The 23137-nt window shown below is 53.6% G+C and carries 17 protein-coding genes and 2 pseudogenes; 14 read left to right on the top strand and 5 right to left on the bottom strand.

Annotated features, from left to right (window positions below):
* The first annotated feature begins 1 nt into the window (after position 1).
* The 5 genes and pseudogenes from RHH53_RS10725 (at position 2) to RHH53_RS10740 (ending at position 2936) form a co-directional block, all read left to right on the top strand.
* Positions 2 to 802: a site-specific DNA-methyltransferase gene (locus RHH53_RS10725; RefSeq protein WP_206200141.1), complete on the top strand. Its 801-nt coding sequence runs from the start codon at positions 2 to 4 to the stop codon at positions 800 to 802.
* A complete protein-coding gene (locus RHH53_RS10730) occupies positions 799 to 1302 on the top strand; it encodes a hypothetical protein (protein WP_310743774.1) in 504 nt (167 codons plus the stop codon). The genes RHH53_RS10725 and RHH53_RS10730 overlap by 4 nt, the downstream gene beginning before the upstream one ends.
* A gap of 64 nt (positions 1303 to 1366) precedes the next feature.
* Positions 1367 to 1558: pseudogene (locus RHH53_RS13245) on the top strand (spore coat protein U domain-containing protein); the annotation flags it as partial.
* Positions 1548 to 2395 (top strand): annotated as a pseudogene (locus RHH53_RS10735) (IS630 family transposase). The pseudogenes RHH53_RS13245 and RHH53_RS10735, both read left to right, overlap by 11 nt.
* 46 nt (positions 2396 to 2441) lie before the next feature.
* Entirely contained in the window at positions 2442 to 2936 is a 495-nt protein-coding gene (locus RHH53_RS10740) for a pentapeptide repeat-containing protein (RefSeq protein ID WP_310743775.1), read from the top strand.
* Here the strand turns inward: RHH53_RS10740 and gltX are convergent.
* Both gltX and RHH53_RS10750 read right to left on the bottom strand, forming a co-directional pair.
* Complete coding sequence (gene gltX / locus RHH53_RS10745; RefSeq protein WP_206200143.1) at positions 2926 to 4383, bottom strand: glutamate--tRNA ligase; 1458 nt, start codon at positions 4381 to 4383, stop codon at positions 2926 to 2928. The two genes, RHH53_RS10740 and gltX, sit on opposite strands and share 11 nt — an antisense overlap.
* 58 nt (positions 4384 to 4441) lie before the next feature.
* On the bottom strand, positions 4442 to 6541 hold the full coding sequence (locus tag RHH53_RS10750) for a TIGR00300 family protein (RefSeq protein ID WP_149819303.1): 2100 nt from the start codon (positions 6539 to 6541) through the stop codon (positions 4442 to 4444).
* Between the two features lie 292 nt (positions 6542 to 6833).
* On the opposite strand from RHH53_RS10750, the gene tig reads away from it, so the two are divergent.
* From tig to clpX, 3 genes are all read left to right on the top strand, one after another.
* The gene (tig, locus tag RHH53_RS10755) at positions 6834 to 8270 is read left to right on the top strand and encodes a trigger factor (RefSeq protein WP_310743776.1); all 1437 of its coding nucleotides are present in this window, start codon (positions 6834 to 6836) and stop codon (positions 8268 to 8270) included.
* An 84-nt stretch (positions 8271 to 8354) separates the two neighbouring features.
* Positions 8355 to 9044 (top strand): ATP-dependent Clp endopeptidase proteolytic subunit ClpP, encoded by a 690-nt coding sequence (gene clpP, locus RHH53_RS10760; RefSeq protein ID WP_149819305.1) that lies wholly within the window; start codon positions 8355 to 8357, stop codon positions 9042 to 9044.
* Between the two features lie 32 nt (positions 9045 to 9076).
* Positions 9077 to 10399, top strand: coding sequence for an ATP-dependent protease ATP-binding subunit ClpX (gene clpX / locus RHH53_RS10765; RefSeq protein ID WP_302677609.1), 1323 nt, complete (start codon positions 9077 to 9079; stop codon positions 10397 to 10399).
* Here the strand turns inward: clpX and RHH53_RS10770 are convergent.
* Complete coding sequence (locus RHH53_RS10770; RefSeq protein ID WP_206200146.1) at positions 10396 to 11115, bottom strand: SDR family oxidoreductase; 720 nt, start codon at positions 11113 to 11115, stop codon at positions 10396 to 10398. The genes clpX and RHH53_RS10770 overlap by 4 nt on opposite strands.
* A 163-nt stretch (positions 11116 to 11278) precedes the next feature.
* On the opposite strand from RHH53_RS10770, the gene RHH53_RS10775 reads away from it, so the two are divergent.
* The 5 genes from RHH53_RS10775 to miaE all read left to right on the top strand — a co-directional run bounded on the left by RHH53_RS10775 (position 11279) and on the right by miaE (position 20311).
* Complete coding sequence (locus RHH53_RS10775; RefSeq protein ID WP_310743777.1) at positions 11279 to 15976, top strand: translocation/assembly module TamB domain-containing protein; 4698 nt, start codon at positions 11279 to 11281, stop codon at positions 15974 to 15976.
* Between the two features lie 88 nt (positions 15977 to 16064).
* A complete protein-coding gene (locus RHH53_RS10780; RefSeq protein ID WP_310743778.1) occupies positions 16065 to 18347 on the top strand; it encodes a cache domain-containing protein in 2283 nt (760 codons plus the stop codon).
* 9 nt (positions 18348 to 18356) lie between these two features.
* A complete protein-coding gene (gene ubiE / locus RHH53_RS10785) occupies positions 18357 to 19034 on the top strand; it encodes a bifunctional demethylmenaquinone methyltransferase/2-methoxy-6-polyprenyl-1,4-benzoquinol methylase UbiE (RefSeq protein ID WP_310743779.1) in 678 nt (225 codons plus the stop codon).
* A gap of 196 nt (positions 19035 to 19230) precedes the next feature.
* Positions 19231 to 19722: a universal stress protein gene (locus RHH53_RS10790; RefSeq protein WP_206200150.1), complete on the top strand. Its 492-nt coding sequence runs from the start codon at positions 19231 to 19233 to the stop codon at positions 19720 to 19722.
* Entirely contained in the window at positions 19679 to 20311 is a 633-nt protein-coding gene (gene miaE, locus RHH53_RS10795; protein WP_310453490.1) for a tRNA isopentenyl-2-thiomethyl-A-37 hydroxylase MiaE, read from the top strand. Before RHH53_RS10790 ends, miaE begins: the two co-directional genes overlap by 44 nt.
* 2 nt (positions 20312 to 20313) lie before the next feature.
* On the opposite strand, the gene RHH53_RS10800 is transcribed toward miaE, so the two are convergent.
* Entirely contained in the window at positions 20314 to 21003 is a 690-nt protein-coding gene (locus RHH53_RS10800; protein WP_302678281.1) for a hypothetical protein, read from the bottom strand.
* 198 nt (positions 21004 to 21201) lie between these two features.
* Here RHH53_RS10800 and rpe point away from each other — a divergent pair, with 198 nt between their 5' ends.
* Positions 21202 to 21897 carry a ribulose-phosphate 3-epimerase gene (gene rpe, locus RHH53_RS10805; protein WP_310743780.1) on the top strand — a complete coding sequence of 232 codons (696 nt, stop codon included), beginning with the start codon at positions 21202 to 21204 and terminating at the stop codon, positions 21895 to 21897.
* Here the strand turns inward: rpe and thiO are convergent.
* Positions 21894 to 23000 carry a glycine oxidase ThiO gene (gene thiO, locus RHH53_RS10810; RefSeq protein WP_302677600.1) on the bottom strand — a complete coding sequence of 369 codons (1107 nt, stop codon included), beginning with the start codon at positions 22998 to 23000 and terminating at the stop codon, positions 21894 to 21896. The two genes, rpe and thiO, sit on opposite strands and share 4 nt — an antisense overlap.
* Positions 23001 to 23137 lie beyond the last annotated feature (137 nt).

The following is a 23137-nucleotide window of genomic DNA, read 5'->3' on the forward strand; positions in this document are numbered from 1 at the left end:
CATGCTAGAGATTGATCGTATCTACCAAGCTGATGCTTTTACCCTCTTGCCCCAGATTGAAAGTGCGAGCATTGATCTCATTATTTGCGACGGCCCCTACGGTGTAACCACCAATCCATGGGATCGCATCTCTAACATCCAAGAGTTTAACCTCAAACTCATCACTATCTTTGCTGAAAAATTGAAAGAGGGAGGAGCACTCTACCTTTTTGGTAAACCTGATTGTATTGACTTTATTGACTACCGTCCATTTCTTAACTTACAGGCAAAAATTGTCTGGTATCAGCCCAGTCGCCTAGCCCAAGGACGGATCAACTACACAAATAACTATGATCTTATTTGTTACTTTATTAAAGGCCAGCGTCCCAAAACCTTTAACTTAGATGCTATTCGGGTACCACAGCTAGTAGAGCTAGAGCACCGTCGTCGTTGTGAGCGGGTACCATCAGTGATTAATGGTAAGTATGGCAAAACTAAATTCAATGAAGAAGGTAAAAACCCAGGAGATGTCTGGGGAGATATTAAACAGCTCACGTATAAATCAAAAGAACTAGTAGCTCGCGAAGCACTCAATACCATTCAAAAGCCAGAGCAGCTGATTGAACGCTTAGTCAAGGCAAGCTCTAATAAGGGTGACTTAGTGCTTGATCCATTTGCCGGTGTCGGTACAGCCCCTGTAGTTTGTAAACGCTTGGGAAGGCATTTCATTGCTATTGAGCAAGATCAAAAGTTTGTCCAAGCAGCAAACGAGAGATTACGTGAGGCAGAGTATGAAATCGCGGGGAGGCTTTTTGATTGGTGAAACAGCAAGTTTATCGTCAAATTGTTGCTCTGATCCGTCAAGCCTCTCAACTTGCTCAAACAATTGGTATTCGCAACCTACTGCAGCCGGGGTTAGTTAAGGAAATGATTATTGCTGACCTGCTAGGTCACGAACTAATTGATTCTAAGCGTGATGCCGATGCTCATGCCATGAGCGACCCAAGTGAAAAGTATGAATATTTATCTTGTATAGAAGGTGGAAGCGGTCAGCTTGACCGAATGTTTAAGGAACCTCCTGAAAAGCGTGCCCAATCACTTACACGAATTACCCGCAACACAAAAATTTACTTAGCCGTTTTTGAGAAGCAAAACCAAATCAACTGCAAAGTGATTTACGAGCTAGAACCTAGTGATGTACTTACCGAAGCAAATCGTCAGCTTGATCAAAGTCGGAATGCCATTTCCCATATCAGCTTCTCGGAAAACTGGGCTAGGGAGCATGGTCGTGTTGTCTATCAAATCAGTAGCTCCCATGATTAATCGAATTTACCTGCAAAGGAGTCAATGACTTGCACCTTGTAGGTTCTCTTGGTCAACTGACCGCCCCGTAACGGTTCAACTAAGCCAAGGGGGCAGCAATAGTTTTACACCGCGACAAATGAGCAGTGGGAGCGATCGCCTGAACTATAACCTCTACCTCGATGCTATAGCCATTTCGAAAGGAGATGAGATATTTTCAAGAGGGATAGGCTATACTCAAAGCGTCATGAATGTTACTCAAGAATATGAGCTATAGCTTGGACTTACGAGAGCGGGTTGTCTCCTATATCCAGCAAGGTGGCAAAATCAGTGAAGCAACTCAAATCTTTCAGGTGAGCCGCGCCACTATCCATCGCTGGCTGAAGCGAGAGGACTTAGCCCCCACAGTTGTCCCCCGTCGTCCTTGGAAGCTGGATTGGGCGGCCTTAGCAGCGGATGTTGCTGCCCATCCCGATGACCGTTTAATCGACCGTGCCCAGCGATTTGGCGTCCGAGTTTCCACCATTAGTTATGCCCTCAACCAGATGGGCATCACCCGCAAAAAAAACAGATACGTTACCAAGAACGGTGTGAAGAAGAGCGACAAGCGTATCAACAGCAGCTCAACACATGGGTAGAGAGCCATGGGGAGGAAACAGGGGTGTCTATCGATGAGACGGGGTTTGACTCTTGGGTGGAGTGTGAGTATGGGTGGTCAGCGCGAGGCCAACGAATTGATGGAGAGCGAGCGGGGAAGCGTCAGGAAAGAGAGAGTTGAGTCGCAGGACGGTATAGACATCAGAAAGACTTCATCGCCCCAATGTTGTTTTCAGGATATTTGAATGCGGTAGGGTTTGTGAGCTGGCTGAGTCAGTACTGTTTGCCGGCGTTAAAGAGACCGTCGTTGTTGATGATGGATAATGCACCGATTCATCCAAAAGGGGCGATTCAGGCAGTGGTGAAAGCGGCGGGTCACGAGGTGTTATTTTTACCGAAATCCTCTCCTGATTTGAATGTGATTGAGCACGACTTCAGTGCGCAGAAGCGATCGCGGATGTATGCAGGGTCAAACAGTTCGATTGATGAGGTGATTCGCAAGTATTGTGCTGGATGATATCTCATTCCTTATTGGAATAGCTATAAAGCTACGAGCAGGAGCATTGTCTCTCGTCCTCCTACCATTGGTTGTACCAGCGGTTGCTAAGGCTGAAAATCCTGCCCATGTGCGACAACTCTTGGAAACGCGCCAATGTCCCAACTGTGATCTGCGGGGCGCGAACCTAATGGATGCCAATTTGTTTAAGGCGAATTTAGCAGGTGCCAATTTGGAGGGCGCTTATCTGGCGGGTGCGAATCTCTTTGGCGCCAATTTGGAAAGGGCAAACTTGAACCGTGCCAGTCTCTATCTAGCGATTTTGGTCAATGTCAATTTGGCAGGGGCACAACTGGTGGGAACACGCCTCACCCTTAGCAACCTTGTCAATGCCAACCTTAGCGGTGCCAATTTGGAGAATGCGGTCATGAAGGGGGCAAACATGATTGATGTGAATTTGACGGCTGCAAACCTGAAGGGGGCAGATCTCGATCGCGCAAATTTGAGTGGGGCTAATTTAAGCCAAACGATCTTCGATCGCCCCCCAGCCCCTAGGAAGTAACCTGTGCCTGTTTCAATGCTGCCGCAAGTCGCGGTTGATCCCAGCCCCGTTGGTGGAGAATTTGCCACGTGGCCATTAAATCAGGACCGTGGACAGCACCCGTGAGGGCAGCGCGCAGCGATCGCATTGTTGCTCCCTTTTTCACCCCTGCGGCTTTGCTGGCCTGTTGAATCAGGTGTTGTCCCATCTCCACCGTCAGCTTTGGCTCTGTCGGCAAGTGTGCTAGTAGGTACGCCAAAATCGTCGCACTCTGGGGTTGACTCAGTTGAGCCATTGCTTCAGCATCAAGGGTGATGGTGGGTACAAAGAAAACTGCCCCTTGATCAATGGCCTCCTTGAGGGTGTTGAGACCCGGTTGAAGGAGTTGGGCAAGGTCAAGCAACCAAGGGCGATCGCCCCCCTCATCAAAGGCATAGCCTGCCCCCTGCCATAAGGGAATCAGTTCCGCCAAAAGTTCTGCTGGCTCTAGTTGCTGAATGTACTGACGATTGAGCCAATTGAGCTTATCCCAATCAAAGCGGGCACCTGCCTTGTTAATTCGTTCAAAACTAAAGTGCTTCGCCGCCAGATCAAGGGTAAAGAGTTCCCCTATCCCTTCAGGGGGCGACCAACCCAAGAGTGTCATGTAGTTGGCCAAGGCGGGGGCTAAATACCCCATGGCTCGGAAGTCAGAAATGGAGGTCACCCCATCTCGTTTCGAGAGTTTTTGCCCCGCTGAGTTGAGAATCAAGGGAGTATGGGCAAAGTTGGGGGGAGTGGCGCCAAGGGCTTCATAGAGCAAAATTTGTTTGGGTGTGTTGCCAATGTGGTCTTCACCGCGAATGACATCGGTAATGCCCATGGCAATGTCATCGACGACCACCACCAAGTTGTAGAGGGGGTAGCCAATTTCGCCGCGGGGGGCAGCTCGCGCAATCACCATATCGCCCCCCAGATCAGCCCCCTGCCAACTCACTCGACCGCGCACCAGATCCTGCCATTCAATCTGGCGATCGTCCTCAATTTTGAAGCGAATGACGGGGGTGCGTCCTGCGGCATCAAAGGCGGCTTGCTCCTCTGGGGTCAAATGGCGGTGACGGTTGTCGTAGCGCGGGGCTTGTCCCTTGGCTTTTTGTGCGGCTCGCAGGGCATCGAGTTCTTCGGGGGTGCAGTAGCAGTAGTAGGCAAGTCCCTTGTCCAAGAGGGTTTGAATCGCTTGGCGGTACAGATCAAGGCGATCGCTCTGGAAATAGGGGCCTTCATCCCACGTCAGCCCCAGCCATTGCAAGCCCTCAAGGATATTCTCGGTATATTCAGGTCGAGACCGCTCGCGATCGGTATCCTCAATCCGCAGAATGAATTTCCCTCCCCGATGGCGGGCGTAAAGCCAGTTGAACACAGCGGTACGGGCAGTCCCAATGTGCAGATTTCCTGTCGGACTCGGTGCTAAACGAACACGAACTGTCACTGCTGACCTCGAATACAAAAATTGCCCTTTCGATCCTACCCCATTGGCTGAAAAGCTTCTAGGCAAGGGTATAGGGACGATTCAGCCGCTCCAACTGCTGCACCATCAGGCTGAGGAACAGTCCCACATCGGTGACCACGCCCACGGATTCCACAGAACCCCGATCCGCTAGTTTAGTGACGACCGCTGGGTTAATATCCACACAGACGAGCTTCACCCCGGCGGGGGTCATATTGCCGACACCAATGGAGTGCAGCATTGACGAGAGCATCAAAATCATGTTTGCGCCCTGAATCAGGCGGGCATACTCCCGCTGCGCCTCAATTAAATCCATGAGGGTATCGGGCAGTGGGCCATCATCACGGATTGACCCCGCTAGGACAAAGGGCACATTATTCTTCACACACTCATACATCACGCCACTGGTGAGGATGCCCTGAGCCACGGCGTTGGCAATGCTGCCACAGCGACGAATGGTATTGATCACTTTCAGGTGGTGACGGTGACCGCCCCGCACAGGAACGCCCCGCTGCATATCCACCCCCAAGGAGGTGCCCATGATGGCTTGCTCCATATCGTGCACCGCGATCGCGTTACCGCCGAGGAGTCCTTGGACATAGCCTTCACGGATCAGCTTGGCTAAATGCTCACCACCGCCGGTGTGGATAACCACTGGGCCGGCCACCACAATCACTTTGCCCCCCTGATCGCGGATGCGCCGCAGTTCCCAAGCAATTTGTTCCACCACCAGTTCGACGCGGCGTTCACTGGAGACCCCTGATCCCATGAAGGTGAACTCTTGGGTGCTGCGCTGGCTTTCCGTTTTCCGAATCGTGCGGATGCCTTCGACGCCCACGACCACGCGATCGCCCACCTCTAAATCCCGCAGAATGCGACACTCCGCCACCGTGCCTTCCGGGGTTGAGCGCACCACAATCGCCCCATCCATGCGTTGGTTTTGAACCCGAACCCACTCGCCGGCAACTCGTACCTCTGTGGGATAAATCGTGGTTACATAGAAGTCATCCGGGGCAACCCCCGCTTGGGTGACGGTTTCGAGGGTCGCATCACACACCTCTGAGGGCGGTAAAATCGCACCGAGGGTGATCAACTGCGCCATGATCGCATCCATGACCTCGGCATCGGGCGCCATGACCCGAATATCCGCTTGGGAGGGACTTTGCCGTTGTTCGCCAAGATTAAATTGCAGGACTTGGAAACTGCCGCCACTTTCCACAATTGTGTCTAGGACACGGTTCACAAGGCCAGAGTCGAGGAGGTGTCCCTCCAGATGAATGACCCGACTGGGAATTGTCGCCGTGGCATGGAGTTCTTCGCGCACGGGTTCGGTCACCCGCAAGGTCAAGCATTTAGCTGCACCCCCCGCTTTGAGAAATTCTGTCAGGGGCGTTTCCACCACCTCAAAGCCCACTTGGGCAAGGGCAGACTTCAATTCTTGGCTGGCACAGTTGAGAATCACCGTGCGATCGATATTGACGGCATTGCAAGCAAAGTTGACCGCATCAGCCTCTTTAACGGCAATTCGTTTATCCGCTGGTACCCGCAGTTCAATCAGGCGGTTGGAGTAGGCATCAAAGGCGGGAGGATAGTAAAGTAAGTAGCCATCCGTGAGCGGACAAAAACATGTGTCAAGGTGGTAGAAACGCTCATCCATGAGCCGCAGGGAGAGGACTTCAATATCCAGCCACTTCGCCAAATAGGCATGGGAATCCAATTCTGAACGGAAGCCATACCCTGCCCACAGCCAGCGACCCTCACGATCCAAGAGGGCATCTCCGGCTCCCTCAAAGGGCAGTTGCTTCGGTAGCTCAAAAACTTGATACCCCTGAGATTCAAACCACGCTTTGAAATAGGGTTCTTCCCCTTGACGTTCTGGATGATAAAAGCGACTGAGCACCACGCGATCGCCGAGCACCAAGCCCGCATTCGCCGTAAACACCATATCCGGCCAGCCCGGCTGCGGCTCAATCAGGTCAACCGTGGCTCGAGCATGGATAATTTCGTAGAGTTTTTGCCACTGCTCCTGTGCCCGATCGCGGGAGGACTTGTGGATATTTCCCTCCATCCAAGGATTGATCACATAGTCCACCTCATAATGGGTGGGAGGGCACATGAGGAATCGCAGGGTTGAACTCATAGGGGTTGTTTAGAAATCGTTGCAATTTGTGAAAATAGTTAGGTGTGGGCTACACGGCACCCATGACAAACTTTTATTCTATAGGCAGTGGGGATCTTGACGATTGGTTTTGTCATCAAACCTTGACATTACACCCATTGTCCTGTGTCTTTAAGCGCAACTCCATTTGCAAAGAGCAGGGGAAATCTGCGCTAAAATTATAATTTGTGCGATCGCGCACAGCCAACTGACACTACACTGACACCATTTGCGAAGGGGAATGACCTTGACTGACGTGACTGACATCATTTCCATGACGACTGAACCCCGTGCCAATAGCCAACTCCTCGCCACGATTGAGGTTTCGGGGGCACACTCTCAACAGGTCTATAACCAAGTGGTCAATGATCTCCTTCGCCATACACAGGTACCCGGATTTCGCAAGGGCAAAGCCCCCCGGCAGCTTGTCTTGCAGCAAATTGGCAAAGAGCGGCTGCGCTATGTGGCCATAGAAAAACTGATTGAGGATACCGTCAAAGCCGCCGTCGAAAAGAACAACATCCCCTATCTAGGCAACCTCGAACTCCAAGGGGATATTACAGAGCTACTGAACCAATTTCAGCCGGGCGACAACTTTTCTTTCAGCGTCACGTTTGATGTCGAACCAGAAGTGACAGTCACAGCCTATAAAGGGCTAACCATTGAGTACAATCCCGTCACCTACAATCCCGAAACTGTCGAGAAGCTCTTGCAGCGGCACCAACGGGAGCACGCCACCCTCATTCCTGTCGAAGACCGACCCGCTCAGTGGGGCGATGATGTCACCCTAAAACTGGTGACCAAAGATGAAAATGGCGAGGTGGTGAAGGAACTCTCAGCAGATGAACTGCCCCTGTCCCTCGATGAAGAGCAACCCTTTTTGATTAAAGAAATTCCTGCTGCTGTTGTCGGCATGAGTGTCGGTGAAGCCAAAACGGTGACGGTGTCTGTTGCCGAGGAAGTCAAGGAAGGGAAAGCAGACATCCCCAAACAATTGACTGCTGAGATTGAACTTTTAGGGATTAAAGCACCGGAACTGCCCCCCCTAGACGATGCCTTTGCCGCTGAGCACAGTGAATTCAGTACGATGGCAGAATTGCGGGCCTATCTAGAACAAAACCATCAGGAGCGAGCTGAAAATCAAGACAAGAAAGCGAAAGAAGCTGCCCTCATTGATACCCTCATTGCCCAAAATCCAGTTGAATTGCCAAAAACCCTGATCCGCAAAGAGGCAGATGTGAAGGTGCGGACGACGCTGATGCAAATTCAGTCCCAAGGCGTTGATCTCAACAAGATCATGACCGAGGAACTCTACGAAAAAATGCGTCAAGAGGCAGAGCCGGGGGCAGCGAAGGAGGTACACTCCCGTTTATTGTTGAGGGCGATCGCTCGTCAAGAGGGCATTGAACCTAGTCCCGACGCAGTGGAGGAACGGCTGAACCGCTACAAAGAGGTGTTGGGCAACCAAACAGCCAAGGATCTAGAACGACTCCGCGAATTTGCCCACGATGAAGTGCAGCAGGAGGAAGCCCTCAACTGGCTCCTAGAGCAAAATACATTTCAGCCAGTGCAATCCGACACAGCCACTGAGCAGCCCACAGCGACTGCTGAAGCGCCCAAAGATACCCAGACGGAGGCCGTTGCTGAAAAGCCATCTAAGCCGCAAAAACGCTCTGGGAAAAAAGCAAGTTCTGCCCCAGCCCAAGAATAGTTCGGCATAATGAAAGTGATGATCCCTACGGGGACAAACCGCTAGTTACAATTAATTACAAACGAACCGTCATTCTAGGCAACTATGCTGCAATCGCGTTACGACCATCCCCTCAGTGCCATTCTGCGCTCTCCAGCGCTCAACCTGCCGCCTACCCATGCCAATATTGTGCCGATGGTGGTTGAGCAGTCGGGGCGGGGTGAACGAGCCTTTGATATCTACTCGCGACTCCTGCGGGAGCGGATCATCTTCCTAGGGGGGGGTGCGGGCGATCGCCGCGGCATTGATGATGCGGTTGCTGACTCCATCGTGGCACAGCTTCTATTCCTTGATGCCGAGGATCCGGAAAAAGACATTTACCTGTACATCAACTCACCGGGTGGCTCGGTTACAGCCGGCATGGCCATCTACGACACCATGAAGCACATTCGCCCCGATGTGTGTACCCTCTGCTTTGGCTTGGCGGCGAGTATGGGTGCCTTCTTACTGTCTGGCGGTACCCCCGGCAAACGGATGGCGCTGCCCCATGCGCGGATCATGATTCACCAGCCCCTCGGAGGTGCCCAGGGTCAGGCAGTGGATATTGAAATCCAAGCGCGGGAAATTCTTTACCACAAGCGCAAGCTCAATGAACTCTTGTCACAGCACACGGGGCAACCCATCGAGCGCATTGAAGCTGATACGGAGCGGGATTTCTTTATGTCCGCTGAAGAGGCCAAGGCCTACGGTCTGATTGATCAGGTGGTGACGCGGCAGACCCTCCCTAGCCACTAAGTACACCCTACGTGCAACCCTAGAGGTTCCCTATGGCCAAATATGATACCCACCTCAAGTGCTCCTTTTGTGGTAAGTCACAGGAACAGGTGCGTAAACTCATCGCCGGCCCTGGGGTCTATATCTGTGATGAATGCGTAGAACTGTGTAATGAAATCCTCGATGAGGAATTGGCCACCGTTCCCAATGCGGCGGCTCCCCGTCGAGAGGCTACACCGTCGCGATCGCCCCGCAGCACACCCCGCAGTCGGCCCCTCAGCCAAGTGCCCAAGCCTCGGCAAATCAAGGAATTTCTTGATAAGCACGTGGTCGGCCAGCATGAAGCTAAGAAAATCCTCTCAGTTGCGGTCTATAACCACTACAAGCGCCTGAGTCTTTTGGATGGTGATCAGCGGGGCGATGACAACGTCGAACTGCAAAAGTCCAATATTCTCCTGATTGGCCCGACGGGTTCTGGCAAGACCCTCTTAGCTCAGACATTGGCGAAGCTCCTCGATGTTCCCTTTGCCGTTGCCGATGCCACTACCCTCACGGAAGCCGGCTATGTGGGGGAAGATGTGGAAAATATCCTGCTGCGCTTGCTGCAAACCGCCAATATGGATGTGGAGGAAGCACAACGGGGGATTATCTATATTGACGAGATTGATAAGATTGCCCGCAAAAGTGAAAATCCCTCAATTACCCGTGATGTGTCCGGGGAAGGGGTACAGCAGGCGCTGCTGAAGATGCTAGAGGGGACGATCGCCAATGTGCCGCCGCAGGGGGGGCGCAAGCATCCCTACCAAGACTGCATTCAAATTGACACGACGAATATCCTCTTTATCTGTGGGGGCGCCTTTGTTGGTTTAGAGAAAACCATTGAGCAGCGGGTGGGCAAGAAGGCAATGGGCTTTGTCCGCGATGGCGAACCCCTCCCCAAGGAAAAACGCTCTGCGGATATTCTCAAGCAACTGGAACCCCACGATCTGGTGAAGTACGGCATGATTCCAGAGTTCATTGGCCGTATTCCCGTGGTGGCCGTGCTAGAGCCGTTGGATGTGGCCGCCTTGGCAGAAATTCTTACCCAACCTCAAAACGCGCTCCTGAAGCAGTACCAAAAACTCATGCGCATGGACAGTGTGGAGTTGCGCTTTGAACCGGCGGCGGTAGAGGCGATCGCCCAAGAGGCCTACCGTCGTAAAACCGGTGCCCGTGCCCTGCGCGCCATTGTTGAAGAGATTATGCTGGACGTGATGTACGAACTGCCTTCCCGCAAAGACCTGCGCGAATGTACCATCACGCCCGAAATGGTGGAAAAACGCTCCACGGCTGAACTACTCCTGCATCCTTCTTCGCTGCCTACGCTTTCTGCTTAGAAGAAGACGTGGCTATCGGGCATCAAGCTCAACTCAAGGGGAACCGCATGGGGATCCGTTTCTAGGGTAGCGCGAATCAGACGGGCAACGGTGGCCGGTCGCAGCAGTTTCTGGCGATCGATTTTGAGGCTGACGGCATCCCAAAAGGGCGTATCCACACCGCCAAAGTAGAATAGACTAAAGCGAATACCATAGCGCTTGAGTTCTTCGGCCATACACTTGCTGAAGCCCACGACTCCAAATTTCGCAGCACAGTAGGCTGACCCCATCGCCATTGAATGTTTACCGAGGATACCGACAACGGTGCAGATGTGTCCCTGTTGTTGCTCTTTCATGAGTTCGGCAGCCTGTTGGCTGGTGTAAAAGCAACCCTTAAGGTTGAGATCCAACATCTGATCCAGTTCAGCCGCAGTAATTTTTTGATAGGGCTTGAGGAGGCCAGCCCCCGCCGCGTTGATCAATACATCGAGTCGTCCCTGCTCACTGCGGATGGCTTGCATTAATTTGCTCACTTGCGCCGGCTGGGTGATGTCACAGGGCTGAATTTGTGCGGTGACTGAGGAGGGAAGCTGCTCTACCAAAGCTTGCAGGCGATCGCTCGAGCGAGCCGCTAAGACCAACTTGGCACCCGTTTCTTGGAGTTGCTCAACAACGGCTTGACCAATGCCACCTGTGGCACCCACCACTAACACCACACGATCTGCTAAGACACTCATTTTGTTACATTTCTTTACGTTCATCCTTTTATCCTAGCGTTTCTTGAATTGCCCAGAACCTACCCATCGCTTGGGCAATCAAATTTAGAAAGACGAGCCTTTGTTCTGCGTATTAGGATTGAGCTGTTAAGCGTCTTGCCTAGGTGTGACGGAGTTGGGATGAATGACGCAGCAACCACAACCCCCCTTTACCCTTTGGTCTCGTCAGTGGGGATGGAGAATGATTGCCTTGGTGGTGCTCGGTGGAACGCGGGCGTGGTGGTTTGTGCACTATGAATTGGCTCCTGAAATTGCCCAACAACTACAACAGCGTCTCAATCGGCCAGTGGAAATTGGCGACGTTGAGCACGTCGGGCTGAATGTTGTTCGTTTTGGCTCCTCAGCGGTTCCCAGCTACACGTCAGAAGATGGCACTCCCGAGTTGGACAACGCGCTAATCAATGGCATTGAAGTCGCCTTTAATCCATGGCAGCTTCTGACAGGTCAAAAACTAGATCTCGACGTGACTCTCCACCAACCCCAACTCACGGTGGTTCAGGATGCCCAAGGGCGGTGGTGGCGCACAGAAGTTCAGCTGCCAGAGGAGGAGCCGAGCTTTTTTCAACTGAATCAAATCAGGGTGAAGGTGCGGGATGGCTCTGTGCTGGTTCAACCCTTTCGGCGTCCTGCCTACCTGCTGCACCAAATTCATGGCGGATTGACCCTGACGCCCGATCGCCAGAATTTTGCCCTCGAAGGTCAAGCGGAGGGACAACTGGCCGGGGGTGGCCAATGGCGATTGCAGGGGGACTGGAACCAACCCCAAGAATCAGGACAACTGGATTTGCGCTTCAGTAAGATTCCCCTTGGGCTCGGGAATGAGATTCTGCCAGAGACCATTCGTGTCCAAGGCGGCCAATTGGAGGGGCAATTACGGGTTCGTCTGCCTTTACCAGAAACCCCCGAAGTCACGGGTCAAATTTGGTTGCGGGATGGTACTTTACGCACGGCCTTTGTGCCCCAAGACATCAAGGGATTACAAGCCCATGTGCAATTGCAGGGCAATCAGGCAAAGCTGCACTATTTGCGCGGGGCGATCGCCAATGTCCGCTGGCAGGCTCAAGGCACCGTCGGTCTCCGAAGCGGCTGGAACATTGAAGCGCAAGTGCCGAGGTTTGATCTCGCCCCTACCTTAACGGCCTTGCAGATTACGCCACCGGTTCCCCTGCGGGGTCAAGTGGAAGTTCCCACCCTTCGCGTGCAGGGGGATCTGGAGAATCCCCAAGTCAGGGGTGAACTGCGCAGCCAAACGCCGCTCCAAGTGGATCAACTGCAACTGCAACAGGTACGGCTGCCGTTTATGGCGTCCCTTGAGCAAGGGGTTAGGCTGATGGAGGTTCGCGCCCAGTTGGTGGATGGCGGTGAGGTACAGGCAACGGTTGGGGTAGAACCCACGGGCGAGTTTCGTGGCCAAGCACAAGTGCAGCAGGTGAATCTGCAGGCGATCGCCCGCCGCTACGATGTGGCTCCGCCCGTGTCCCTAGGGGAGGGGTTTGCACAACTGGACTTTGCTGGCAATCTGCGTACCCCAGAGGCTTGGCAGGCCAATGCCGCCTTTCAACTACCGACGGCTCAGTATCCACTGCGGGGCACCGCCCGTCTGACGCAAACTCAACTGCTCGTTCCGGAGTTTCAAATGCAGTTTTTAGGGGGGCGTCTGCGGGGTCAAGTGCAAGCCGCCGCCGGTCAGTGGCAGTTGCAGGCTCAGGCTGAGAATATTCCCCTACGGCAGTTGAATCAAGAGTTACAAGGTCGTCTCAGTGGCCAGGCGATCGCCCAAGGACGGGTGGATCAACTAACGCTACCAGCAATTCGAGCTAGTGCCAATCTGCAAGTGGATCAAACCCCCACGGGTGATCCGCTGATTGCAGTTGTGAACTGGGATGGTCAGCAATTGCAAGTGCAAGAAGCCACTCTCGGTGCGATCCGCGCCCAGGGCACTATTGGTGTTGATTTAGCGGCCTTACAACCCACTGACATTCAATTGGGCATCCAAGCCAGAAATCTCCCCCTGAGTACCTTAAGCACTTTCTTGGAACCGAATTTCCCCGTTCCCCTCACCCTTGCCGGTACCACGTCCTTTCAAGGCCAACTCACAGGCCGCCTCGATAGGCTCCAGTTTCAGGGGGCACTGCTCACCCAAGGATTGGCGGTGAATGATTTGCGCTTTGCCCCTCAACTCACGGGCACGGTTACCTTGAGCCAACAACAGGGGGCAGCCCTCAATGTACAGGGGGGGGGCGATCGCTTGGCATTTCGTTTGGATGCTGATGGCTTACCCCGCTCACTGCTGGTTCAACGGCAACAGGCGCAACTGATCGGCCAGCGCCAAGGGGAGAGCTTTGATCTGCGTCTGCAGCAGTTTCCTGTGGAATCCCTGCGGTTACGGCTCCCGGAACTCCCCGAAAAAGCCATTCTCGCAGGAGTGGCCTCAGGCAATCTCCAGTTGCAAAATTGGACGAGGGGGCAGGGTAGTTTTACCGTAGAGCGACCGGGGTTAGGGGCATGGCGGGGCGATCGCCTGCAAGCGCAATTCCGTCTGACTCGCGATCGCCTGACGATTCAATCTGGCCTTTTTACAAAAGGGGAAAGTCGCTATCAATTCACTGCCGATCTCCAGCCTCAACAATTGGGGGCGCAGTTGACGATTGCCCAAGGCAATTTAGCGGATTTAACGGGACTCGCCATCGTCCTCGGGATTGGCCAACCCACCGCTCGGGGGACTGCCGCAGATTTGGGCACACCCACCGCAGGGGAAGGTCTGCAAGTCTCACTGCTCACACAAATTCGCCGCCTTGCCGAAATTGAGATGCTACAAGCCCAAGCGGCTTTGGTGCGGCGGCCGGAGCTGCTGCCCCCCTTGGAGCAACTTCAGGGGACTTTTAATGGCCAAATCAATCTGAGTCAAACCCCGCAGTCGGGTCTGGTGGCCAGCTTTGATCTTAAGGGCGCCAATTGGCAGTGGGGAAATTACGCAGTTGATCAGTTTCTGAGTCGCGGTCGCTTTGCCCAAAATCAACTGGTGCTGACAACCCTCAATCTGCTTGTGAATGGTGGGCAATTAAACGTCAATGGCATTCTTGGCGGTAACCAGCAAAATGCCCAACTGCGGCTAGAGCAATTCCCTGTGAGTCTTGTGGCAAGTCTTTTGCCGCCGGGGGTGGATGTGGAAGGTAAGGTGAATGCCCAAGCGGTGTTGACTGGCTCATGGCAGCAGCCCATTCTCGCCGGTGAGGCGACCCTTGCGGAGGGTCGGTTGAATCAACGTCCCTTGGAGGCAGCGAATGCCACATTCCGCTACGCCCAAAATCGTCTTGCCCTTCAGGCGATCGCCCGCTTGGATACGCCAGAACCGCTCATGGTGACAGGTTCGGTTCCCTTGATCTATCCCCTTGACCCGCGACCCGTGGTGGATCCACAGTTAGCCCTAGATGTGAGTGTCAAGGATGAGGGATTGTCGTTGATCAACCTCTTTACCGATCAGGTGCAATGGCAACAAGGAAGGGGAGTTTTCCAAGCCCAACTGCGGGGAACGTGGGCGGAGCCGATGGTGAATGGCGTCCTGAGTGTGGATGATGCGGTGATTAAAACTCCCGCCTTTGAGGAACCGGTGACTAATCTCAGTGCGCGGGTGCGCTTCGATCGCGATCGCCTGCGGGTGGATGGCATTCAAGGTCTCTTTAGCCAAGGGCAAATTACCATGGCAGGGGTGTTACCAATTCAGACTCCCTTAGCCTCAGATGATCCCGATACTGCCACACCCCTCACCGCGTCCTTGCGACGCTTGCAAGTGAATGCCGGCAATATCTATCGCGGCACCGTAGATGGCACCCTCGTGATTACGGATACGCTCCTGAGTCCTGATTTGGGGGGCAGTGTCCAACTCAGCCAAGGCCGTTTGGATTTAGGCGCCATCAATGGTTTGGTCAATGGCAATGGGTTAGCCACTCCTGCTGACAGTCCCTTTGAACCCCTAGCTTTTGATAACTTGGTAATTAATATCTCAGATGCCTTGCGGGTGACGCGATCGCCCGTTCTCAACCTAACGGCCACTGGCAGTTTAACCCTCAATGGGGGTCTCAATAGTCTCCAGCCTGACGGCAAAATTCGCCTCACAGGCGGGCAACTGAATCTGTTCACCACCCTCTTTTTGCTCCAGCGGCGAGCGGATAACTATGTGCTCTTTACTCCCGCCAATGGCTTAGATCCCGAACTCAACCTCACCCTTGCTGCCACTGCCACTGAAGTTTATACCCCCGGCACCGTGACGCGACTCTCCGATGCGGGTTCCCTCACAGCCACCAGTCTGGGAACATTGAACACCATTCGGATCACTGCCCGCATCAATGGTCGTGCCAGTCAATTGCAAACCAATTTGCCTGCGGTGCTTGAGCTATCCAGTACCCCTGCCCGCAGCACGACCGAACTCCTTGCCTTGATGGGCGGTGGTTCAATTGCGGATCTCAACCAAGTGGGGGGAGAAGCGGCGGTGGCCAGTCTTGCCGGATCAGCTCTTTTCAATAACCTACAGGCATTGATTGATCAGGCCACGGGTAACCGCACTTCCTTTCGGATGTTTCCAGCCGTCGTGCCCCCCGATCGCCAGGCCCAAAGCCAAGCCCCAACCCTTGCCCTAGGGGCTGAACTGGGTTTTCAAGTGAACAGTTTTACCTCGGTTTCCCTCTTGCAGTTGCTCACCGCTCCCAATGATCCGACGCGGTTTAACCTTGGGTTTCAGGTGACAGAGCAGATTCGCCTTGGCGGACAGGTGAGCACCAGTGGTCAGGGCACAGGCTTTATTGAATTCCGTTACCGTTTTTAAGGTCGTCTAAGATCAATGTACTGCCAGCAACGCTCAAGCTTGGAAAGTAGCAATTGCGGCAGTTGCAGTAGCCTCGGTATCAATCTTGATGAAAAATTCCGCTAGAGCCTTATCTCAACGATTCTCGACCGCATGGCAGCGGTTAAGTCTGCGTTGGAAATTTACCTTGGCCTTGGCTCTTGTGGCGCTCTTTCCAGCCGTGATTATTACCGAAGCCCTGATTCAGGTCAGTAATCATAACTTCGATCGTCAACTTGAGCAGCAACTGCGCTCTAGTTTGCAGGATTTGCAGTGGGAAATTGATAACTTGGCCTATGAGTCTCGCATTCAAGCCCTCTTGATTGCCAATGGGATGTATGTGCAGCACGTGGGTCAACCCCTCACCCGTATGATGAATCCCTCCACTATCCGCGATCTGCTTGAGGAGGTGGATCCCACTGAGCGTCCCATGAATCTGATGCTGGTGAGCGATGCTAGTGGTCAGGTACTCGCCCAGCAAACAATGGTCTTGGCTAAAACGGGAGAGGCACTCCTCGACTTGACCCCCGAAACCCATTCCTACTATCGTCTCAGCTCACATCAAGCCAGCAGTATTGCTCACTTACCGATGTTTCAAGTGGCTCGCGATCGCCAGCAGATGATTAGCGGTCTGGTGCTCCTCAGTCGTGAGCAGTTACAAGAACTGGGCTTAGCCCAGCAGGCCAAGATCACATTGCGTCCTCAACCCATTGCAACTCTACCCGCCAAGCAACGGCCAGCCCCTGTCGGTACCTACCCCATTGCGGACGGCAATATTGGCTTACTGGCCTTTGCCGCAAAGCCTCTCTATGAAAACAACCAATTTCAGGGGCTAATTCTGACGGGCATTTTACTCAACAATATGCCGGATCTTGTGGATGCCACCACAGAATGGTCCACGGTAGATACGGTGGCAACAATTTTTGCCCAAGATTTGCGGATTGCCACCAATGTACCTTACACCGATGGTCAGACTCGCGCCCTTGGTACCCGCGTTGCTCGCGAAGTGGCCACTCAAGTGCTCAATCAGGGCAAAACGTTTTTCGGCACAACTGACATTTTGGGTTCTCCCTATGTAACGATCTACAGTCCATTGCAGGACTTTCGCCAGCAGCTCGATTTGCCGCATCCACCGCCCATTGGTATCGCCTTTGTGGGGAAGTCCCAAGCGTGGATTCATACCATGACCACCCAGAAACGGTTGGTGGCCTTTGCCATTACCCTTGGTGCCCTGTTGTTGGCCAGTGTTTGGGCCTATCTCACGGCCAATGCCATTGTCAAACCCATTCAATCCTTGGCGACTTCGACCCGCCGCGTGCAGGCAGGCGATTTGACGACACTGGTACAGGTGCACTCCCTTGATGAGGTGGGGGAACTGGCCAATGCCTTTAATGCCATGATGCGCCAGTTGCGGATCTCTTTTGAGGAGTTAGCCCAGAAAAACCACTCCCTTGAGCAGATTCGTGATGAACTGCTTGAGGCCAATGAACAGTTTGAGGCGGTACTCAATGCGGTACCGGGTACGATCTCGTGGATTAATGCCGAGGGCATCTATAAGGGGGTGAATCGCAAGTTGGCAGAAACCTTGAATTTGCCACCAGAGGCGTTTATTGGTCGTCCCTTGGGCTTTTTGCGTGAGGATAGAGAGTTGGCAGCCTTTATGCAGGAGTTTGTGGATTCTCCCGATCAATTTGCCTCACGCGTGATCTCCGTTAAGCGCAATGGTCAAACCGCATTTTACCTCGTGGCTTTGCAAAAATACATGCAGGGTACCCATACGGTTGCCGTCGGTATTGATATTAGCGATCGCATTCGCGCCGAGGAAGCACTGCGCATTGCTGAGGAAAACTACCGCAGTATTTTTGAGAATGCCCTTGAGGGGATTTTTCAGGCGTCAACAGAAAATCGGTTTATTCGGGTCAATGCCGCCATGGCCAGAATTTTTGGCTTTGACTCTCCTGAAGAAATGGTGCAGAGCGTCACCAGTATTCGCGACCAAATCTATGTGGAAGCCAGCACCCGTGATGAGATTCTGAATCATTTTGCAACTGGAGGAACAACGGGACATTTTGAATTCAAGGCCTATCGGCGCGATCGCCAGATCATCTGGGTCGAATTGGATATGCGGGCGGTCTGGGATGCCGAGGGCAAGATTCTCTACTATGAAGGATTGGTGCAGGACGTTACTGAGCGCAAACAGCGTGAACAAGCGATGCAGCAGCAAATCGAAGAGCTAAGGGTGGAAATTGATCACGAAAAACGGCGGCAGCAGGTGGCAGAAATTACCGAAACGGAGTACTTTCAGCAATTACGCCGTGAGGCGAACTATTTGCGTCAGCGTCGCCAGCGCTAAGGCTAAACCATGACCGATATCCAAGCCCTGTTTGAGCGCATTGCCCCCCTCTACGATCGCCTCAATGATCAACTCAGCTTTGGCCTTCACCATGTCTGGAAACAGATGGCCGTGGACTGGCTCGAACTGCCTGCAGGGGCAACGGCTTTAGATCTCTGCTGTGGCACGGGCGATTTGACTCGTATGCTGGCGCGGCGGATGGGGCGGCAGGGGCGGGTGGTGGGATTAGACTTTGCGGCGGCACCCTTGGCGATCGCCCGTCAACGCAGTTGCCATTACCCGCAAATTGAATGGCTTCAGGGGGATGCTTTGGCTGTGCCCTTTGCAGATCAAACCTTTCAAGGAATCACCATGGGCTATGGGCTGCGCAATGTCGTGGATATTCGCCAAGCTCTCAGGGAAATGTTTCGGCTGCTGATTCCCGCTGGGCGAGTCGCCATTCTTGACTTTAGCCATCCCCAAACCCCCGCACTCCAGCAATTTCAGCAATGGTACTTGCAACAGTGGGTGGTGCCCACCGCGCGTCAGTATGGCTTGGCCGCAGAGTATGACTATTTGTGGCCGAGTATTCAGGCTTTCCCCAGCCCAGCCACCCTCTGTGATCTAATTCAAAACGTGGGTTTTCAGCACGTGAAACACTATCCCCTCTTGGGCGGGCTAATGGCGATTACTGTTGCGCAAAAGTAATCTATGTTACAAAATGTAGGTTTTAGCCCCGTGGGAATCTTCTAAGCTAGAGATAGAGCCTTTTTCTATTTTTTGATGAACAGTTGAGGAGTCAGGAGTGAGATTCGCTTTTAGGAATAGGAATGGGTTTGGGCAGTCTTGAGCAGGACTCCATGACTGTGAAAAAGGCGGTAGGCAAATTGGAGGGCAGGGCGTTATGTACAAAAAAATTCTCGTTGCAGTGGATGACAGTGAACTGGGAGAACAGGTCTTTCAAACGGCGCTGGATTTGGCACAGCACTACCAAGCCCGCATGATGCTGATTCATGTCCTTTCACCCACCAATGAATCCTATCCTGACCCCATCTTTACCACCCCCTTCGCTTCCGGGGTCTATGTGGGACTCCATGAGGAAGTGATGCGTACCTATGCCGAGCAGTGGGAAAACTTTGAGCAAAAAGGTTTGGATATGCTGCGCAATCTCACCCAAATTGCCACTGAAAAGGGCGTACCCACAGAATTTACCCAAGCCTTAGGGGATGCGGGTCGGGCCATTTGTGATCTGGCCAAAGATTGGGAAAGTGATTTGATTGTGCTGGGGCGGCGGGGTCTCAAGGGCTTGAGCGAGTTCTTCCTTGGCAGTGTCAGCAACTATGTGCTCCACAATGCCCCCTGTTCTGTGCTCACCGTTCAGCGCCGCCGTGATTGAGACGCCCGTTCGCATTAAGTTTCTTGTGCAACCCACCCGTGCCGATTGGGTGGTGCAGGCGATCGCTCACTTGGATACGATTTTGCTCGATCACTCCCACTGTGAGCGCAAAGCGGCTGGCGTAGCTATCAATCTCATGTTTCGCTATCCTTCCCACAAGCGATTGGTAGATGCCCTCACCGATATTGCCCAAGAGGAACTCGATCACTTCCGTCAAGTCAATCAGCAACTGGAACGCCGCCACATTGCCCTTGCCCCCCTCAGTGCACCCCCCTACGCCTCTCGCTTGAATGCCGCTGTCCGCCCGCAGGAACCCGATCGCTTTCTCGATACCCTATTGGTTTGCGCGTTGATTGAAGCTCGCAGCCATGAGCGGTTGCAACTGTTGGCTCAGCATTGCCCAGATCGGGAGTTAGCAGAATTTTTTGCCAGCCTTGTGACCTCTGAGGCACGCCACTATGGCACCTATTGGTACTTGGCCTATGAGTCCTTTGGTCAAGAGGTGCTAGCAGAGCGATTGCAGCAGTTGGCTGTCCTTGAGAGTGAGATTCTCAGCACGCCCTACCCCTTGCCTCGTATGCACAGTTAGCCTTAGATAGTGGGTGGCGTTGCCTCTTGCGCAGTGGTGGGCTGACCGACCGTAAGGCGCACCGTTTGACCAAATTGTTCTAAAACCACTGCGGGTGTGGTGTCATAGGCATCAATGGCGCGCACAAGCACATTGCCAGCGATCGTATCCCCCACCTGCACCGTACGGGTGACATTCTCTTTGGGCGAGCGAATAATTGCCTGTAGGCGACCATTTACGGCAGCCACACCAAAAACCTTCACCGCTTGGGCGTCCACTGGGGGCGGCAGGGGTGATGGGGTGGGTGGAATGGCGGCAGCGGGAGTACCTGTTCCATTAGCCGGCGCTTGAGGGGAACCGTTACCCGCATTACCCGTAGCGGCGGGCGCACCGTTTGGCGTTTCACCCTTGGAACCCTCGTTCCTGTTGGGGGGAAGCAGCGGGGCGAAGGGATTCGCACGACCGACATTTGTCAGTCCCTCAACATAGGTTTTAGGGTTGGTAGGAGGAATTAATGCCGCAACCGCAGATGCGGTGACACTGGGAGGTTCGGGTTCAAGGTCTGGGGCAGCTGCTGCCGGTGGCGCCACCGCTTGATTGGGTTGATTGGTAGGGTCTATTTCGACTTCAGTGACGATAAAGCCACAGCCGCTCATGCCTGAGGCCAGCAACCCAATGGCAATGGTGATGATCGTGGCGCGCTGTTTCAACATTTGGTGTCTCACCTTTGGCTGATGATATTGGTGGTGCAGACGAACTCTATTGTTGCCTACTATAAAATGTACCGTTGGTCTGCAGTGGCTATGCATAGGCACTTGCCAAAGTGGTCTGGGTGGTGGAGAGTTGCTGTGGGGGCGATCGCTCGGTACACTGAAAAACAATTGTAACGTTATTTACGGAATGAATCGGTCATGAGTGCTAAGCCCGTCGTGATTGCTCCCTCCATTCTCTCTGCGGACTTCAGTCGTTTGGGTGAAGAAATCCAAGCGGTGGATCGGGCGGGAGCCGACTGGATCCATGTCGACGTCATGGATGGTCGTTTTGTTCCCAATATCACGATTGGGCCATTGGTTGTTGAGGCAATTCGCCCCTTGACCCAAAAGCCCCTCGATGTGCACTTAATGATCGTTGAGCCAGAAAAATACGTGGCGGATTTTGCCAAAGCGGGGGCGGATATTATCTCTGTCCATGCGGAACACAACGCCTCGCCTCACCTGCATCGCACCCTCTGTCAAATTCGGGAACTGGGTAAACAGGCGGGGGTAGTGCTCAACCCCTCTAGCCCTCTTGAACTCATTGAGTACGTCCTTGATGTCTGTGATCTCGTGCTGATTATGAGTGTCAACCCTGGCTTTGGCGGCCAGAAATTTATTCCAGCGGTTTTGCCAAAAATTCGGCGGCTACGGCAGCTGTGCGAAGAGCGCGGTTTAGACCCATGGATCGAAGTGGATGGCGGTCTCAAGGCGGACAATACGTGGCAAGTTCTCGAAGCCGGTGCCAATGTCATTGTGGCCGGTTCAGCGGTCTTCAAGGCACCGGATTACGCAGCAGCGATCGCGGGCATCCGCCATAGCAAACGTCCTAGTCCTGAGTTGGTGACGGCCTAGGCACTGGTTGCTGACGGAGTTTGAAATCGCTGCCACGAAAAGGCTTTCAGGTGGCGATCGCCCGTCCGATGCAAAATCAAGTTGGCCATCAGCTTCGCTGTAATCGGGGCAAGTAAAATGCCATTACGGTAATGCCCCGTGGCCAAGTAAAGATTCGCCGCTGGCCCTTCTCCCAAAATCGGTAAATCATCGGGGGTGGCTGGACGATAGCCCCACCACGTATCAATCACCTCGTAACTGGCCAACTCTGGAATAACGGCGGTGGCACGATTCAGCAGTGCTTGCAGGCCAGCAACCGTAGTTCCCTCTTGGAAACCCACATCCTCACTGGTGGCACCCACCACCACTTTGCCAGAGCGACGCGGCACGAGATAGAGTTGATCGCCAAAGATCACATGGTTCAGTAGGGGTTGCCCCGGCGGTTTTAGGGCTAACATTTGCCCCTTGCGGGGGGTGACGGGTAGGGGAAGTAGGCTTTGTGCCCATGCGCCTGTGGCCAGAATGTAAATCCCCGCAGACCAACGCCCGCGATCGCTCTCCAAGGCTGTAATTTCCCCTTGGGGGGTTTGCTGAAACCGCTGGACACTAATGCCCTCAATCACTTCGATTCCTAGAATGCGAGCGGCACTCACCAAGACCTTAGCCAAGTTGCGCGTATTCACCTGCCCATCTTGGGGAAACCACCAAGCCCCTAGCACACTCTCCGCAAAGCCCGGTTGATAGTTCCCAAGTTCAGATGCATCGAGCCAGCGGCTGTCGGGTTCCATAGGGTGGGCGCGATCGCGCTGCCGCTCATCGGTCACGGGTGCCAAAATACCACAGAGCCAGTAGCCCGCATCCATGCCCGTCAGTTGCTCAAGCTTATCAATCCAACTGGGATAGAGATTGCGGCTCGCCGTACACAAATTCCACATGGCGCCTGCGGGCAAGCCTTCTGCTTGGGGGGCTAACATTCCCGCTGCGGCATGGAGCGCTGCTTCCCGAAACTGGCGGCTGAGAACGGTGGGTCGTGCCCCCCGCAATGCCAATTCGATGGCGATCGCCAGCCCCATGGTGCCGCCACCAATAATCAAAATGTCCCGCTGTTCATCCCCAAGGATCATTCTTGACGCTTCAATCCCAATTTACACATTTCTTTATCTTGGCATCTGCCACCCCTTAAGGGTAGCCCAAACCACCCACTTGAGGGGGAACGGCGCCTTGTTTTCCGCTCCTGAAGTCAACTCGTTATAATAAGGGC

Source organism: Thermosynechococcus sp. PKX82, assembly GCF_031583255.1.
Lineage (GTDB): Bacteria > Cyanobacteriota > Cyanobacteriia > Thermosynechococcales > Thermosynechococcaceae > Thermosynechococcus.